The sequence below is a fragment of the Collinsella intestinalis genome, from assembly GCF_902501455.1.
GTDB classification, from domain to species: domain Bacteria; phylum Actinomycetota; class Coriobacteriia; order Coriobacteriales; family Coriobacteriaceae; genus Collinsella; species Collinsella intestinalis.
In genome coordinates this window covers 1-16807 of sequence record NZ_CABWIC010000011.1, presented here as the reverse complement: position 1 = coordinate 16807, position 16807 = coordinate 1, and the positions used below count along the sequence as shown (strand labels likewise).

General features: G+C 56.7%; 12 protein-coding genes, 2 tRNA genes and 1 pseudogene. 12 read left to right on the top strand and 3 right to left on the bottom strand.

Translation table 11 applies throughout. The features are described from left to right. The first annotated feature begins 33 nt into the window (after window positions 1–33). Entirely contained in the window at window positions 34–2811 is a 2778-nt protein-coding gene (gene gyrA, locus AOBCEHNH_RS05190; protein WP_152063700.1) for a DNA gyrase subunit A, read from the top strand. Between the two features lie 188 nt (window positions 2812–2999). Next, window positions 3000–5534, top strand: a complete 2535-nt coding sequence (locus AOBCEHNH_RS05185) for a glycoside hydrolase family 3 C-terminal domain-containing protein (protein WP_226803299.1) — start codon at window positions 3000–3002, stop codon at window positions 5532–5534. 92 nt (window positions 5535–5626) lie between these two features. Here AOBCEHNH_RS05185 and AOBCEHNH_RS05180 read toward each other — a convergent pair whose 3' ends face one another. Both AOBCEHNH_RS05180 and AOBCEHNH_RS05175 read right to left on the bottom strand, forming a co-directional pair. Further along, window positions 5627–6196, bottom strand: a complete 570-nt coding sequence (locus tag AOBCEHNH_RS05180; RefSeq protein ID WP_152063444.1) for a bifunctional nuclease family protein — start codon at window positions 6194–6196, stop codon at window positions 5627–5629. Window positions 6197–6200: 4 nt separating this feature from the next. Then, window positions 6201–7955: a DUF4012 domain-containing protein gene (locus AOBCEHNH_RS05175; RefSeq protein ID WP_226803343.1), complete on the bottom strand. Its 1755-nt coding sequence runs from the start codon at window positions 7953–7955 to the stop codon at window positions 6201–6203. A 753-nt stretch (window positions 7956–8708) separates the two neighbouring features. Here AOBCEHNH_RS05175 and AOBCEHNH_RS05170 point away from each other — a divergent pair. Genes AOBCEHNH_RS05170 through AOBCEHNH_RS05150 form a run of 5 tightly spaced genes read left to right on the top strand, consistent with a single transcriptional unit; the run spans window position 8709 to window position 13257 of the window. Next, window positions 8709–9299: a sugar transferase gene (locus AOBCEHNH_RS05170; RefSeq protein WP_226803297.1), complete on the top strand. Its 591-nt coding sequence runs from the start codon at window positions 8709–8711 to the stop codon at window positions 9297–9299. Next, entirely contained in the window at window positions 9296–10132 is an 837-nt protein-coding gene (locus AOBCEHNH_RS05165) for a glycosyltransferase (RefSeq protein WP_152063442.1), read from the top strand. The genes AOBCEHNH_RS05170 and AOBCEHNH_RS05165 overlap by 4 nt, the downstream gene beginning before the upstream one ends. A gap of 17 nt (window positions 10133–10149) precedes the next feature. After that, the gene (locus AOBCEHNH_RS05160; RefSeq protein ID WP_193221191.1) at window positions 10150–10884 is read left to right on the top strand and encodes a glycosyltransferase family 32 protein; all 735 of its coding nucleotides are present in this window, start codon (window positions 10150–10152) and stop codon (window positions 10882–10884) included. A 16-nt stretch (window positions 10885–10900) separates the two neighbouring features. Next, window positions 10901–11998: an EpsG family protein gene (locus tag AOBCEHNH_RS05155; protein ID WP_152063440.1), complete on the top strand. Its 1098-nt coding sequence runs from the start codon at window positions 10901–10903 to the stop codon at window positions 11996–11998. A gap of 5 nt (window positions 11999–12003) precedes the next feature. Beyond that, the gene (locus tag AOBCEHNH_RS05150) at window positions 12004–13257 is read left to right on the top strand and encodes an oligosaccharide flippase family protein (RefSeq protein WP_156848797.1); all 1254 of its coding nucleotides are present in this window, start codon (window positions 12004–12006) and stop codon (window positions 13255–13257) included. Window positions 13258–13404: 147 nt separating this feature from the next. Here AOBCEHNH_RS05150 and AOBCEHNH_RS05145 read toward each other — a convergent pair. Continuing rightward, window positions 13405–13644: pseudogene (locus tag AOBCEHNH_RS05145) on the bottom strand (transposase); the annotation flags it as partial. Between the two features lie 378 nt (window positions 13645–14022). Here AOBCEHNH_RS05145 and AOBCEHNH_RS05140 point away from each other — a divergent pair. From AOBCEHNH_RS05140 to AOBCEHNH_RS05120, 5 genes are all read left to right on the top strand, one after another. Next, window positions 14023–14409, top strand: coding sequence for a Fic family protein (locus AOBCEHNH_RS05140; protein WP_226803295.1), 387 nt, complete (start codon window positions 14023–14025; stop codon window positions 14407–14409). Next, entirely contained in the window at window positions 14330–14623 is a 294-nt protein-coding gene (locus AOBCEHNH_RS05135; protein WP_152063437.1) for a DUF2442 domain-containing protein, read from the top strand. The genes AOBCEHNH_RS05140 and AOBCEHNH_RS05135 overlap by 80 nt, the downstream gene beginning before the upstream one ends. Window positions 14624–14713: 90 nt before the next feature. After that, window positions 14714–15625 (top strand): VanZ family protein, encoded by a 912-nt coding sequence (locus AOBCEHNH_RS08045; protein ID WP_226803293.1) that lies wholly within the window; start codon window positions 14714–14716, stop codon window positions 15623–15625. A gap of 56 nt (window positions 15626–15681) precedes the next feature. Beyond that, window positions 15682–15758, top strand: a tRNA-Ile gene (locus AOBCEHNH_RS05125). 62 nt (window positions 15759–15820) lie between these two features. Further along, window positions 15821–15896: transfer RNA gene (locus AOBCEHNH_RS05120), tRNA-Ala, on the top strand. Window positions 15897–16807 lie beyond the last annotated feature (911 nt).

The window sequence follows — 16807 nt, the reverse complement described above, 5'->3', positions numbered from 1 at the left end:
CACGACCGATAAGGAGAATCCGTGGCTGACGATATGAACAACGACGAGCTCGAGCAGGGGGCCGCGTCCGAGGGCATGCCCGAGGACCTCAAGCGCTTGCTCGCTCGCGCCAACGAGGATGACGCCTCCGCGTACGACCCGGACGCCGAGTCAGACGAGGACGAGGATGACGACGAGGAGCTCGAGGAGAGCTTTGGCGCCAACGACCGCGGCGAGGACGCCGGCACGGATGTGAACGGCGGCTCGCTGCAGATCAGCGAGTTCGGCCGTGAGATGAAGCAGTCCTTCATCGAGTACTCGATGTCGGTCATCACCGCCCGCGCCCTGCCGGATGTGCGCGACGGCCTCAAGCCGGTTCACCGCCGCATCCTGTACGCAATGAACGAGAGCGGCATCTTCCCCAACCGCCCGCACAAGAAGTCCGCCTGGACGGTCGGCGAAGTCATCGGTAAGTACCATCCGCACGGCGACTCCGCGGTCTATGACACCATGGTCCGCCTCGCCCAGTGGTTCTCCATGCGCACCCCGCTCATCGATGGCCACGGCAACTTTGGCAACATCGACGGCGACGGCGCCGCCGCCATGCGCTACACCGAGTCCCGCCTGGCCAAGCCCGCCATGGAGCTCTTGCGCGACCTGCAAAAGGACACCGTCGACTGGCAGCCCAACTACGACGAGTCCCTCGCCGAGCCCACTGCACTGCCCGCACGCTTCCCCAACCTGCTGGTGAACGGCTCCCAGGGCATCGCGGTCGGCATGGCCACCAACATCGCCCCGCACAACATGGGCGAGGCCGTCGAGGCAACCTGCTACCTCATCGACCACCCCGACGCGACGGTCGACGAGCTCATGCAGATCATGCCCGGCCCCGACTTCCCCACGGGCGCCCTCATCATGGGCACCGACGGCATCCGCCAGTCCTACGAGACCGGCCGCGGCTCCATCACCGTGCGCGCCAAGGCGCATGTCGAGTCCACCAAGACGGGCCGCAACCGCCTGGTGTTCACCGAGATCCCGTACATGGTGAATAAGGGCACCCTGCAGGAGAAGATCGCGAGCCTCGTGAACGAGAAGCGCATCGAGGGCATCTCCGACATGCGCGACGAGTCCACCCAAAAGGGCCTGCGCCTCGTGATCGAGCTCAAGAAGGGCGTCATCCCGCAGGTCGTGCTCAACAACCTGTATAAGTACACCTCGCTGCAGACCACCTTCGGCGCGAACAACCTCGCGCTGGTCAACGGCATTCCCAAGCGCCTGTCGCTGCGCGAGATGCTGCAGCACTACATCGACCACCAGGTCGACGTAGTGACCCGCCGCACCCGCTTCGACCTCAAGAAGGCCCAGACTCGTGCGCACATCCTTGAGGGCTATCTCAAGGCCCTCGACCATATCGACGAGGTCATCTCCATCATCCGCTCCTCGCAGACGGACGCCGAGGCCAGCAGCCGCCTCATCGAGCGCTTTGGGTTCAGTCCCGAGCAGACCACGGCCATCCTCGAGATGAAGCTCCGCCGCCTCACCGGCCTGGAGCGCGACAAGATCGAGGAGGAGCTCGAGGGCCTGCGCCGCGCGATCGCGTACTACGAGGACCTGCTTGCGCACGAGGAGAAGATCCTCGGCGTGATCAAGGAGGAAATGCGCGAGATCGCCCGCAAGTTCGGCGACAAGCGTCGCACCCAGATCACCGGCGCCGAGAAGGACCTCAACGTCGAGGACCTCATCGCCGACGAGGACATGGTCGTCACCATCACCCACACCGGCTACGTCAAGCGCATCCCGGTCGAGTCGTATCGCGCCCAGAAGCGCGGAGGCAAGGGCGTCTCCGGCGTCAACCTCAAGGAAGACGACGTCATCGACGAGATGTTCATCGCCAGCACCCATGAGTACGTGCTGTTCTTCTCCACCAAAGGCAAGGTGTACCGCCTCAAGGTGCATGAGCTGCCCGAGGGCACGCGCCAGGCACGCGGTACCGCGATCGTGAACCTGCTGCCGTTCGAGGACGGCGAGAAGATCGCGTCCGTGATTTCCTGCCGCGAGTTCCCCGAGGACGAGTACCTTATGTTCGCCACCGCGCACGGCATGGTGAAGAAGACGGCCATGGCCGCCTACGACCGCTCCCGCCGCGATGGCATCATCGCCATCAACATCAAGGACGGCGACCGCCTGCTCGGCGTGCGCCGCGTGAAGCCGGGTGACAAGATCATCATGGCCACTACCGCCGGTAAGGCCATCATGTTTAGTGAGGACCAGGTGCGCGCCACCGGTCGCGATACGAGCGGCGTCCGCGGTATTGGTATGAAGGCCGACGCCGAGGTCCTGGGTATGGAGATCACCAACGGTAGCGGCGAGCTCTTTGTGATCACCGAGCGCGGTTACGGCAAGCGCACCCCGGTTGCCGACTACCCCGAGCAGAACCGCGGCGGTCAGGGCGTGTACACGATCCAGATGACCGATCGCAAGGGCGCGCTGGCCGCCATGAAGGTTGTGGGCCCTCAGCACGAGCTGCTCATCATCACCGAGGGCGCAACCGTCCTCCGCGTGAAGACCGCCGAGATCTCCCAGACCGGCCGCGCCACCCAAGGCGTGAAGATGATGAGCGTGGATGAGGGCGACCGTGTCACCGCCGTGGCTCGTATGACCGCGGCCAAGAAGAAGGCCGAGGATTCTGCCGAGGACGAGGAGTCCGTTGAGGCCGAGGGCGGGGAGCCGACTGACCTGCCGGATGGCGTTGCCTCGCAGGTCCCTGGTGATGAGGACCACGCGGATATCGATTCCGCTGACGGGGCTCTGGAGGACCTGCTCGAGGAGTAGGGTTTTTCGCGGGAGCATATTCGTTGACAAGGCGGCTTCGACCAAATGGTCGGGGCCGCCTTTTGCCTTCGGCGTGGCGCTGTGGGCCTTCCGGCCCTCATGCGGGTATAAGGCTGGGACCAGGCTGCATATCGCGGCCAGCAGTTTTGGGAGATGGCGCGATGACGCAGGGCGAGCAACGGGATAACTTGGCTGATCAGCAGCCCGCGGGCTCCTTGCGCGTGAGCGGCCTTTCGCTTGAGGAGCGGGCTCAGCTGCTTGCCGGCGAGTCGCACTGGAAAACGTACGCCGCTCCGAGCGCCGGCATCCCGAGCCTGTTTCTCTCCGACGGTCCCCACGGCCTGCGCAAGCAAGAGGGTGCCCAGGACTGCATGGGCATTGCGGAAAGTCGCCCGGCGACGTGTTTTCCCACGGCTTCTGCGCTTGCCTGCTCGTTCGATCCGGAGTTGGTCGAGCGTGTTGGCGCCGCGATTGGCGAGGAGGCGCGTCGGCAGGGCGTTGACGTGGTGCTCGGCCCAGGGGTAAATATCAAACGCCATCCACTGTGCGGTCGCAACTTCGAGTATTTCAGCGAGGACCCGGTTGTTTCGGGTGAGCTCGGCGCGGCGATGGTGCGAGGCATCCAGAGCCGCGGGGTTGGCGCGTGCCTCAAGCACTTTGCCGCCAACAGCCAGGAGCATGCACGTATGGTGTCCGACTCCGTAGTCGATGAGCGGACGCTGCGCGAGCTGTATCTCGCGCCGTTCGAGCATGTGGTGCGCCACGCCCGCCCGTGGAGTGTGATGACGGCGTACAACAAGTTGAACGGCGTCTACTGCTCCGAGCACGAATGGCTGCTGCGCGAGGTTCTGCGTGGCGAGTGGGGTTTTGACGCCGCGGTTGTCAGCGACTGGGGCGCCATGAGTTCGAGCGTGGCGTCGGTTCGCGCTGGACTCGATTTGTGCATGCCCGGCCCGCGGCGCGATCATGCTCGCGCCCTTGTTGAAGCTGTTCGCTCAGGGGAGCTGGAGGAGGACTGCGTAAACGAGGCCGCGTCGCATATCGAGCGGCTCGCCCGCAGGGTGAAGGCCTGCCAGGCCGAGGGCTCAATCGGCGGCGCCCCCGCCCTCTCTCTCACGGACGAGGAATTCTACCGTGCGCACGCGGATTTGGCTCGCGAGGCGGCTGCCCAAAGCGCTGTCCTCCTCAAGAACGATGGCGTGCTGCCGCTGAACCCGGATGCAAAGGTCGCGGTGATTGGCGCGTTCGCCCGCATGCCGCGATATCAGGGTTCGGGTTCGTCGCGCATCAACCCAAAGATCATCGACAACATCTGGTATCGCCTCGAGCAGCGCGGCGTGGCTGCCGAGTATGCCGACGGCTGCGATCCCACGACGGGTGATGCGGATGAAAGACAGCTGCTCGAGGCGGAGACGCTTGCCGCTCGTTCGGATGTGGCAGTGGTGGTTGCCGGGCTTCCCGCGCGATACGAATCCGAGGGGTTCGACCGCAAGCTCATGGTCATGCCGCGCGGCATGCGTGAGCTCATCGACCGCATATGCGCTGCAAACCCGCGCACGGTGGTGGTCCTGCAGGGCGGCGCGCCCATGGAAATGCCGTGGCGTGATAGCCCCGCCGCGATTCTGCTCATGTACCTATCCGGATGCCAGGGAGGCGGCGCTGCCGTCGACGTGCTGGTGGGCGACGTGAACCCCAGTGGCAAGCTTGCGGAGACCTGGCCCGTCGATCCGGCTCAGACCGCGCTCGGCACGACGTATCCCGATATGGACAACGAGGTCTTCTATCGCGAGGGCCCGTTCGTGGGATATCGCTATTACGATGCGGTGGACGTTGAGCCGGCGTTCCCGTTCGGTCATGGCGAGTCGTATACCGAGTTCGCGTATGAAGGGCTCGAGGTGAAAGCGCACGAGGGTGCGTCGACCGAGGGCCCTCTCGAATTCGATGTCTCGTTCACGTTGCGGAACATCGGTCCCCGCATCGGCGCCGAAGTTGCCCAGGTGTACATCGCGCCCACATCGGAGGTTGTCCCACCGCCGTGCCCAGTGCAATGGCTCGCCGGGTTCGCCAAGATTGAGTTGGAGCCCGGAGGGGAGCGCCAGGTGGTGTTGCACCTGGATGAGACCGCCTTCCGGAAATGGGACGCGAGCCTTCATCGTTGGCGTGTGTATCCGGGTGGGTACGAGATTCGCGTGGCATCATCGAGTCGCGATGTTCGCCTAACGGCGTCCATTGCCGTCGGCGACGGGCGATGGGCATTTAATCCGGAGCAAGCGCGACATCGCCGCAGCATCGCCGAGGAACTGCTCATGTCTGATCAGGCTCCTATGCCGAGCCCGCAGGTTCCCGAGATATATCGTCATCCGACCCCCGGCTGCTTCGTACAGCCGGAGTCCGCTCGGGCGTTCGAGGAATTGTATGCTCGTCCGCTCCCCGAGCGTCCACCCGTCACACCGTTCACCATCGATTCGACCGTGAGTGACATGGGCGCCTGCTGGCTGGGACGCCGCCTGTACCGCATCATCGATTGGGTCATGGCCGAGCCGGCAAGCAAGATGAACCGCGATCAAAAGGCGATGATGCGGGAGATGGCCGCCGACATGCCGCTGCGGTCTCTCAGCACGAGCGGCATCCCTTTGGAGTCGGTGAAGGGTTTTGTCTCGATGCTGAACGGCCATTATCTGACGGGATTTATCTACGCAGTGAGAAATCTCTTTCGCAAGTAGCCTTGCCCGCCGCTCTTGCGCCAAAGAAAAACCGGGGCTGGCAACCCAGCCCCGGCAAAACGGCTCAATTTGTACCTGTCCCCAAGTGAGACTTAGAAGTCATCGGGGGATAAGCCTTGCACGAACTCGTCGAAACGCTCGAGCTCCTCTTTTGCGGAGTCCGGGTCAGTGTCGGATTGGAGCGAGATGCTCCCCGCGCGGTTCATGACCTCGTCCTCAACGTAGATGGGGGCGTTGGAGCGCGCCGCCAGGGCGAGCGCATCGCTCGGGCGCGCGTCGATCTTGATCTCGCGGCTGCGGGTCTCAGCCGTATCGCCATCGACATCGCGGCCCTCGCCGCGGCAACCCCCGTCGCTCCCGCGGTCCAACACCACATCGGCGTAGAACACAGGCGCCTCCCAGCGGTTGATCTCAACGCGCTCGATCTTGGCGCCCAGCTCCTGCACCGTGCGCAACATCACGTCGTGCGCGATGGGCCTCGGCGCGGCTTTGTCGGAGTCCATGCCGCCGCCAATGGCGGCTGCCTCGTACGCTCCCGTCTGGATGGACAGTGCGCGCAGCGGCGCGCCCGACCCGGCTCCGCCCTTGCGCTCGCGCAGCACAACAACGGAGGGCACGGGACCGGCGGCCATCACAATGCTTTCAATGTCAACGCGAATCACGGTGCTACTCCGCGTCGGCCAGGACGTCGCCAACCTCGCCCTTGCGCGCGTGCTGCGCCGTGGGGGTCACGCGGACGTCGAGCTCCTCGCCCGCCTCGGCAGAGACGGTGACGGTGTAGGTGACCTGGAAGCTCTCGCCGGGCATGAGGCGAACATCCTGGTAGAACACCTGCAGGCCGTTGTGCGTCGCTTCCTTCATGCTGCCCGAGCTCGTAACAACGTCGGTGATGGTGCCACCGGCCGGGGCGTACAGCAGCGTGCGGAGCATCTCCTGAGTGGGGGCGTCGGCTGTGCCGTTGTGCGCGGCGATGTAGGCCGGCAGCGCGGCGGCGTCGGCGGCGCTCATCTCGTTGGTCAGGGTGACGGTCATGGGGTAGGACACCGTGCCGTCGGCGTTCTTCACGCCCTCGCCCTTCACAGCGTCGAGGTTGAGGTACCAATCGAGCTTGGAGTAGCTGTAGTTGTTCACGAACACGCCGGCCTGGGGCTTGGAGGGGTCGGCGTTGAGAGTCCCGCCAAATCCCATCTGGACCACGGCGTTCTCCTCGGCTTCGTTGGCCATCCACATGAGAAGGCGACCCTCGTCGCCGCCGCGCTTGATAACCTTGAAGAGGTTGGTAAAGCCAACCTCACCCAGGCCGCCGAGCAGCTGGTTGAAGGCACCGGAGGCAACGGACGCAAACACGGCGTCCTGGGCGTCGCCGCCGTCGGGGTACTTCCAGTACGAGCCGGAGAGAAGCTCATTGGCGGCGTTCGAGCCGTCAACCACGGTGCCGTCGGCTGCGGTAACGCCGCCGCAGAGCTGCAGGAGGTACTGCAGGAGCACGGGGTCGAGCGCTACAACGCCGTCGATGTGCTGCCCGCCGTGCTCGAGGGACCAAAGGGTACTTACGTTGCTCGCGCCCTTGGGGAAGTCCGGCGTGAAATACGCATCGCCCGAGGTGAAGTTCATGGTGGGCTCGTAGGGCTGGAAGAGTGTCATCTCCTCATCGGTGATGGGGATCTGCGGCTTAGGGCCGTTGCTGGAGTGCAGTGTCCCCTCAAAATCCTGGAGGGAGATCTCGCCATTATCCACGTTCATAACGCCGAGCGAACCGACGAAGCCGCCGCACGCGCGGATCTCGGAGTTGTTCTCCGCGGTGATGAGGTAATTGCGTGGGCCATCGGCGCCGAGCATCTGGGGTAGCAGCGGCAGGACGCCGTTGACCTGCTTGAGGGCACCCTTGGCAGTGTTCATGGGACCGGCGACCTTGTCCATCAGTGCCTTGATCTTACCGATATGCGGCTCGGGGAGGGCATCGATGGCATCGATGCTGGAGATCACCACGGGTTCCATGTCTTGGATGGTGGTAATGAGCCCCTTGAGCATCTCGATGTTCACGGCGCCATCGGTGAGAAGGTTGCCAAGCTTGAAGTCCTCGAGCTGAGCGCACGCCGGCAACATGGCGTCTTGCGCCAGGATATCTGCCTGCTCCATCATCCCGCGCACGAGTTTGATGTCGTCGCCGTATACGGGGATAAAGCTCGCAATGGTCCATGCGGGGCCGTCTACCGTGTCGCGCATGGAGGCGATCTGCTCGGCAACGGTGCCGGCGGTGGCATTGAGCTGCTCGCCCTCGCCGTTCTTGAGGTGGTCCTTCATGAACGAGACCTCAGACATGAGCGTGCCCGCCTGCGCCTGAAGACTTTTCGCGTCCTTGTACAGGAAAAAGCCCGTGGTGCCACCAAACGCAACGACGGCGAGGATGACGAGGCCCACAACCAAGCAGACAACCTTGCTTTTTTTTGGTTTGGTTGAATCGCTATGGCATGGATCATTAATCAGATCGTCGTGCATGCTAGTATAAAGGGAACTTGAGGTTCCGTGGCGATTGTTCGAGCATGCGCACGCCCGCGAAGTCCCGCCGGGCCTTACATCGCCCGGGTGAAAACTGTTGCTTGCGAAAGACCGTTGTGCTTGCCTTGCTGTTTGTTGAGGCTGAGCTGCCTTCATAAATGTATCGGTTGTACCTGGATTGGGCCGTGATGAATCGATGGTGCGATCGCCGGCCGCCCCACACGCTTGCCTTGTGTCTGCGGAAAAATGATTACCGTGCGGTCTACTGTTGTCGACGGGCATGATACCTCCAAATATCAAATGATTGAAAAATTATACTCGCATTGATATTTATCTTTTGGGCTGCATATATGCTCCCGACATGATTCGCGCATATGTAAATGTGATATAGCAGAGGGGTATCTGTTAAGTTTCTGAATTGGTGATATATTTTTGAGAGATATGAATTTGTTTGAAGAGCATCTTGCCTGCCGTTGATGCAGGGGGGAGTGACTGTCATGGATCATTCGGACTTCGTCAATGAGCGAGATCTGAAGCCCGTTGCCAACGAGATGTCGCGTGGGGTCGGGCTGCAGGCCACGCGTCCTACCGATTCCGCTCTTGCAATCCCCCCCCCCTCTTTCCCTAGATGACAAGGCATTTAACCCTAAGCCTGGCGGTCTATGGTATCGTTGCGTGAAACGAACGTTTGATATTGCATTCAGCCTTTCTGTGTGTTTGTTGATGGCGTTGCCTGTTGCGGTTTTATGCCTGCTTGTCATGCTTGATTCACCTGGTATCCCGTTCTTTTGCCAGGAGCGCATTGGCTTAGATGGCAAGAGGATTCGAATATGGAAAATCCGCACTATGGTGGCTGATGCCCATGATAATCCTGAACGCTATATGACGCCGAAGCAACTGATGCAGTGGGAACGAGAGCAAAAGGTTGATGATGATCCGCGTATTACACGTGTTGGTCGATTTTTACGCAATACGAGTTTGGATGAGCTGCCGCAGTTTATCAACGTTTTGACTGGCGAGCTGTCCGTCGTCGGACCTCGACCGGTGACGTTCGAGGAGACATATGAATTCGGGGACGCGCGCGATGAATTTCTTTCGGTCAAGCCTGGTATCACTGGCTGGTGGCAAGTGACCGAGCGGAATAACGCAACTTGGGAGAACGGCGCCCGTCAGTTGCTCGAGCTTTATTACGTTAGACATGCTGGCTTCGCGTTGGATTTAAAGATCCTAATGAAAACCGTTCGAGCCATGGGGAGGGGACAGTGATTACGAATGCATATAGCGTGTTGATGAGCGTGTATGCCAAGGAGAATCCAGAATGGCTGCGCGAATCAATGGATAGCATGCTTGTGCAGACAACGCCTCCTGCAGAAATGGTTGTCGTCAAAGATGGGGCTTTATCTCGTGCTCTCGAAGAAGTGCTCGACGAGTACAGTGAAATGTATCCGGGTTTATTCAACTTTGTTGCATATTCGGAGAACCGGGGCCTTGGATACGCTCTTCATAAGGGAGTGCTTGCGTGCCGCAACCCGATAATTGCCCGTATGGACACCGATGATATTGCGGTTCCAGAGCGCATGGAGATGCAACTTCGTGCAATGCGGGAATACGATTTGGATATGGTTGGATCGCAGGTTATAGAGTTTGATGGCGAATTGGGAACCTGTCTAACCATCACCGATCTTCCAGAGGAACATGAAGAAATACTAAAGTATTCAAAGCGCCGTAACCCATTTCGACATCCACCTATCACATTTAAACGAGCTGCAGTTCTGGCGGCTGGGAACTACAGCTCAGATTTTCTATATTTTGAAGATTGGGACCTTTTTAACCGGATGCTAGCGGTTGGATGTAAATCCAAAAATCTGCATGATCCGCTTGTGTATATGAGGGTTAATGGTGATTTCTATGCTCGAAGAGGCGGGATGCGGTATCTGGCGCACGCGTATCGATTTAAAAAGGCTCAATTAGAGCGGGGGTGGTTCACATTGAGGGATTTTTGTCTCTCCTTTACCCCCCAGGCGGTTGTTTGTCTGATGCCGAACTCGATTAGGTCGTATTTGTACACAAATTACCTGCGCAAAGCGCCAGACAAATAGAAAATGTGCAGAGCAATGTGAGTACGAATCAGGGGCTGAATTTGATTCCAAAGGTAATAAATTATTGTTGGTTTGGTGGGGCTGATAAACCAGATTGTATAAAGAAATGCATCGAGTCGTGGAGCAGGCTATGTCCTGATTATAAGATTGTCGAATGGAACGAAGACAATTTCGATATTGGCTTTTGCAAATATTGCAAGGAGGCCTATGAATCGCATATGTGGGCCTTTGTGTCCGATGTGGCAAGGTTGAAGATCATTCATGATTACGGGGGTATTTATCTCGATACAGACGTGGAGTTAATTAAAAATTTGGATGAACTGTGTTGCTTGGAGGCATTCGCCGGTTTTCAAGATGATCGTCTTGTGGCGACTGGGCTTGGGTTTGGCGCGACAAAAGGACATCCCGTTATCAATTTTTTGCTCGATGGTTATATTGACCGTGCTTTCGTATTGGAAAACGGGGCATTTGATCGCACGCCGTGCCCCGAGGTTGATACGCGTCTGATGATTGAGCTTGGCTTGAAACAAGATGGATCCAGGCAAGAGCTAGAGGGGATGACGATCCTTCCCTCAGATTATCTATGTCCAATTAATTTTGAAACTGGTGAATTGACTCTTACGGATCATACTGTTTCAATTCATCATTTTGATGGAACTTGGTATGGGCCAATTGAGAAGATTAAACGTGCCGTGAAAGGCGTAATTCCACTGCCGTTACTCAAGTGGCTGAGGTCGAACGTTATGAAATAGGGTGTGGATCCGAGAGATGTGGCTGTATTATTTACTATTCGCATGGATGTGCTATCTCAACTTTATAGCGAATCGACCGGGTAGTCGTCTGTCTGGTAAAGTGCAATTTTTCCTGTCCGTGCTGCCCGCTGTCGCCATTTCTGCATTCCGTGGAGTTGGAGTAGGTACTGATACAGAACAATATATTACTGCGGTGGGATTATTGGATTCTCTTGGTTACGATGAGTACATGTCTCTTGGCATGTACGGTGACTATGAACCTGGTTTTATACTTTTGCTTAAATTGTGCACGTTCTTTCCTGACCCAGCCTTTGCTCTTATCTGTATCTCCTCGCTTTTGATTTTTGGAGTTCAGTACTACGTGCTATATAAAACTAGCGCTAACCCAGGCTCCAGTTATTTTCTGTACTTTCTCGGTACAATGTATTATTTCGGCCTGACCGGCATGCGGCAGGCCCTCGCTGTCTCTTTTGTGATGATGGCGTTCATGTGCTTGGATAGGAATGACGGTACGCGAGCTGTGCTATGGACGGGGCTTGCGATTACATTTCACTATACCGCCTTGATCTTTGTTCCCTTGTTGTTGGTATCCCGAGTTAATCCAAGTAAAAAAATATGGCTAACAATGGGTGTCGCGATAGCGGTTCTTATCTTGGTTGCCCCTCTTTCACCGATTCTTTTCACTGTGATAGGAAAATATAACGGTTATGTGAAATATGGTGGTGAGTATCTCGTATCTGGACGCATGATGCCGATTATCCAAATCACATTCTTCGGATACATGCTGTATGCATATCAGTGTGCCATTAATCACCTTAAGCTAAAAGACGGTTCAAGGGAGGTGATGTTTGCAAATATCGGAGTCTATTCGAGCTTCCTTGGCGTGCTTGTTGGAATTGTGACCATGGAGGTAAATCTTTTCTATAGATTTATGTACTTCTTAATACCAATTCAATGCATCACGCTTTCGACTATCTTCAAAGGTGATTTATCAAGAAAGATGAAGCTGATAAAAGGCGTTGCATATGCAGCCTTTGTCCTTTTGTTTATTGCATTTCTCTTTGTTGATTCCGGTTGGTTTGGGATCAATCAATATGCACTCTATTGGAACTGAGAACAATGAGTCACAAATCATTCTACCTAAACACCTTATGGCAGTACGGTTTACAAATAGTCAAATACATACTCCCTTTACTTGTGATGCCGTATCTCACCAGAGCCTTGGGTCCCGATAGCTATGGTGTTTATGCATATATTTTATCTTTTATGACATTTGCCCAAACTTTTGTAGATTTTGGTTTCAATTTATCGGGAACCAATCAAATTGTTGCAGCCAGGACGATACGGGAACAGGAAGAAGTTGTCGGTGCCATCAGTCAGGCGCGATTGTTTCTTTGCTTGATTACCGGTGCTGCCTGTGCCGCCATCGGCTTTTTTATGCCGATAGTCCGCGCTAACGCGATGTATGCACTTATTTCATATGTTGCAGTGTGCACCCGCTCTCTTGCCCCCGACTTTCTCTTCCAAGGAAGGGAGCAGATGGGTCCATTGACAACGCGATATCTCGTATCAAAATCTGTGTCGGTGTTATTGACATTTTTGTTGGTTCGCTCTTCTGCAGATTTGCTGTGGGTGCCTATCCTGGATGTTGTCGCTGGGTTAATTGCTTTGGGGTGGTCGTTTGTTGCTGCCAAACGACGGTTTGGCGTCGGCATCCACTTCACATCTGCATCCCGTGCGATTAGTGAGCTTGTCAGGTCTGGTTATTATTGCGCAAGCAATATGGCTTCTGTTGCGTTGAGCGGCGTAACGACTCTTGTGATAGGTGTGGCAATTACCGATACGACGCAGATCGCATATTGGTCGCTTGCCATGAGCGCGATTGGTGCTGTTCAGTCATTGTATGGACCTATAGTGAATAGCCTATATCCCCATATGGTGAACAAGAAAGATTTTGCGTTCGCCATGCGTTTGGCAAAAATATCTATTCCATTTATCTTGCTTGGATCAATTGCCTTTTATTGTCTTTCGGATTTGATTGTCCTTGTTTTGGGTGGCGATAAATATGTCGGGGCTGGGACAGTTTTGCATGCCATTTCCCCAGTTGTACCCTTATCGTTCTATGCGATGTATTTTGGTTGGCCGATATTGGGCGCAATCGGACATGTCAAGAAGCTGACAAACTCAACAATCGTAATTTCGATTCTCGGTGCAGTCGCTCTCCTGATTGCCTGTATTTCTGGCTTTGCGTCAGTTTTAATGTTCGCGCTTATCAGGGATCTGATTGAGCTCGTCTTGTGTCTAGCACGAGGGTTGCTAGTTGCGAGAGCTCTCCAAGAGCAACATTTGCGCAAAGCAGAATCAGCGGCTTAAGGTTCAATGTATCCAACCATATGCTTTAGACCAGGTGGTATCGTCTGGATTCTTGCGCACTTTCCGACGGTCCCATAGGCCCGCCATTCGGTACGACTACTCATCAAGCAACGTCACGTTCAGGTAGCGCCTCGATTCCCGCTCGCTTTACGCGACGTACATGAGCCTCGCGGTGACGAGCATGACCGCTGACTTCCCGTCCGGGAAGGTGCCCACCACGCGGGTCCGCCTTCGGATCTCGCAGTTCATCCGCTCGATGACGTTGTTGGTGTGGATGCGGCGCCAGTGCTCGCGGGGGAAGTCCGTGTACGTCAGGGTCTCCCCGCATCCGTCCCTTACGACCCTGACGGCCTCCCCGAGCCGCATCCGCTCGAGCTCGCCCGCGACCGCGACGTGCTCTCATCTTTCGTGCGCCCGCGCGGCCTGGCGCGCATGGCGGCGTTCAACGCGATCGCCGTCGCGGTGTCCGCGGGTTGCGCATGGTTGCTCGCGCCCGCTTTCTCCGTCGGTCCCGGGAGTGATCGCGATCGCGGGCCTGTTGGTCTACAGCGCCGTAGACATCGCCGTCGCAGTCGCCCTGTGAGACGACACTGCTCTCATGCTGGTAGGAAAGGTGTCAATCGTCTTCTTCGGCAGTGCGGATCGCGGCTGCGCACTGGTGCGCGATCGAGATGGACATGAAAGATAGGAAGGGTTCTTTCATCTAAGGGCAATAAAAAGTTTCTAAAAGAAAAAATGGCGTTTTCTTTCTTTTAGAAGCGCTTCGTGCTACCAGGGGTTTACCCGCCCCAGAAAATCGAAGAGATGATGAGCGCGTGGCTCGGTCTTTTTCAACGTGAGGGCTTTTCCGAGCTGTATGCTGCTGCACTGTGTCACTTCCTGTTCGGTTATATTCACCCTTTCTTTGACGGCAATGGAAGAACCGGCGGGTATCTGCTTTCTTTGCAGTTGAGCAGCCTGTTGTCTCAACATGCAGTCCAATGGGCGTCACGATCTTTGGGTATCCTGAGATTAACGGAAAGAAGATTGTATGCCATTCGACAAGATTTCGCCGCTTGCATAAGGGGGGTCCATGTACGTTGTGGATGGAATTGCATATGCGGGAGAGCCCGTTGCGGGCATCGAGGTGGCATCTGCTCGCTATGTGGGTAACTCGATTCTCCTCGTCACTTTCTCCACAGGGGAAGTTCACTTGTTCGATGTGACCTGTCTGCTCCACATGCCTGTGTTTAAGCCGTTGGAAGATGAGACAGTTGTGCAGGACTTTAAGGTTGAGTTCGGAATCCTTACATGGTGCGATGGCGAGGTTGATATCGCGCCTGAGGCCTTGTATGAACGGAGTTATGAGTATCAACAGGTTGCCTAAGGGCAAACACCCCCTTCATGCCCATTCCGTTCAGTTTCCGCGTTCGGCATAAAACCGTAGGAAAATGATGGCAATTGGAAGGGGGTCAACATGCCCAATGACGATTACACGTTTGACTATGGAAACGCGCCGGCTGATGACTATCTGCCAACTTCGCCGGGGAGCACCGCTCCGCAGCATCGCATCGTGCAGGATGCTCCAACGGTGCAGATGCGCCGCCCCGCCACCCCGCAACAGAATCCCCCCACGGAGTCTGTGGCGTATCCACAGCGCGGGCAGCAGCCGTACACGTTTTCCGTATCGCCGTACGACCCCGATACCTACGACCCCTCGCCGGCAAAACCCGATCGCCAGGCTCGTCAATCATCCCGACGGGATGCATCTCAGCAGACTGCGACCGCGCAGCCTCGTCGCGGTGCATCCGCGCTCCGCTGGATTGCGCGCCTTCTTTGCCTGGGCCTTCTCGTCTTTGGCGCGATGACCATCTACTATCTCACGGAGCAATCGGCATCAGATAGCCTGGCGCTGTCATCGGAGGCCGGTTCGTTTGCCGAATACGGCGCCTATCTGGTTCAATCTGGCCAGCTTCCCACCTTTGAGGAGAATCCAATCAAGTGGACGACCGCCCACATCCTGTTGCTCTCGGTTAAGTTCTCCAATCACGGCCTCTCGGTCCGACAGCAGGCGCACGTGGTGGAATTCGCGTTGATGGGCGGCGTTGTTGCGCTCAACGTGCTGGCGTGGATGTCGGGCTGGGCCCATCGTCGTAGCCCACGCGGACACATCCGCATCTGGCGGACGTGGCTCATGTACGTTCTTGGCGTGATGGCTTGCGCGCCCGTTTCCTTTGCAGATCAGTACCACAAGCTATTTGTGCCCGCGAGACACTTCGACAAGCTCGATTTGCTTCTCGACGCATCCGGCTACATACCAGCTATTACCTGCGTGTTCATTGCTTGGAGTGTGGGATCGGCCATCTATCGTCTCATCTTTCAAAAGTAATTTGAAAAAAGTTGTTGACGAGGCTTCCCCCTGTGGTCTATATTAATCCACGCGTTGGACCTGTAGCTCAGTTGGTCAGAGCGTCCGGCTGATAACCGGGAGGTCACAAGTTCGAACCTTGTCAGGTCCACCACTTCTTTCGCAATAAACACCCCAGCGAGAGCCGAGTCGCCGCTGGGGTGTTTATTACTACGTGGGGGTTTAGCTCAGCTGGGAGAGCGCGGGCTTTGCAAGCCTGAGGTCAGGGGTTCGATCCCCCTAACCTCCACCATATAGACCTAGAGAGCCGGGGCATATGCTCCGGCTTTTTTCATACATGGGTTAAGACAAACGATAGCTAACCAACAATGAAACAAACCCATGGCGAACCAGCGGCGCGTAGCGAACCAGCGGCGGGCGAGGCTCATTGAGCTTTTTCGTACGCGTTTTCGAAAAGGCCAAGTACAAAGGGTGTTGCCGGAGGCAAAACAGCAGGTGACGAAAGGTCGCAAAGCGACGCTACTTGCCAAGTACCGATCTGAATACGAAAAAGCTCAACTTTGCCCCAATCCTCCCGCATCGGTATCCCAAAACATTGCGCCTTCTGAAGGAAAGCAACTTGCCCAGGCTGTCATGTCGAGGAAGAACGGCATTTTGATAGCAAGCTGAAGCGAGCCCCATTTATATACATACATATATAAGCAGATATCGCGGGTGGCGATGAGCCATGCTGCGGTCCGCAATGCCTCGATCGTTCTTGCGAGTCCACTTGCCCTCAAGAAGGTGTCATGTTCAGACTTATTGAGGTGAGGTTGAGGCTAATACGCAGCGGCAGAGGTGCCTCCAAATACGAGTTCTAAATAAATCAAATGGTCCAAGAGGTGCTGTCCTCTTCGGCAATCGGTACTTATAGGGCGGCGAGCGTCTTAAGAACACTATATGTAGTGTAAGAAGACGGTCAACGATTGTAAGTTATGTGCAAAATATGGAGACGCAAATAACCCTTTGCGAGGCGGCGGGACTCTGGCAATATATCTCTTCGCCGCGCGGGTGGCCGAGTGAAGACGAGGCCGGGAACCCGCGGCGGGTACCTTGAGAACCGGATACCGCGAAGAGACGGAACAAGTGGAGACACCATTTAGAAGGTGTCAGCAGTGATGTACTTTTCAAGAACAGTTGTGTAAGGTCTGACTTAGTCAGGCC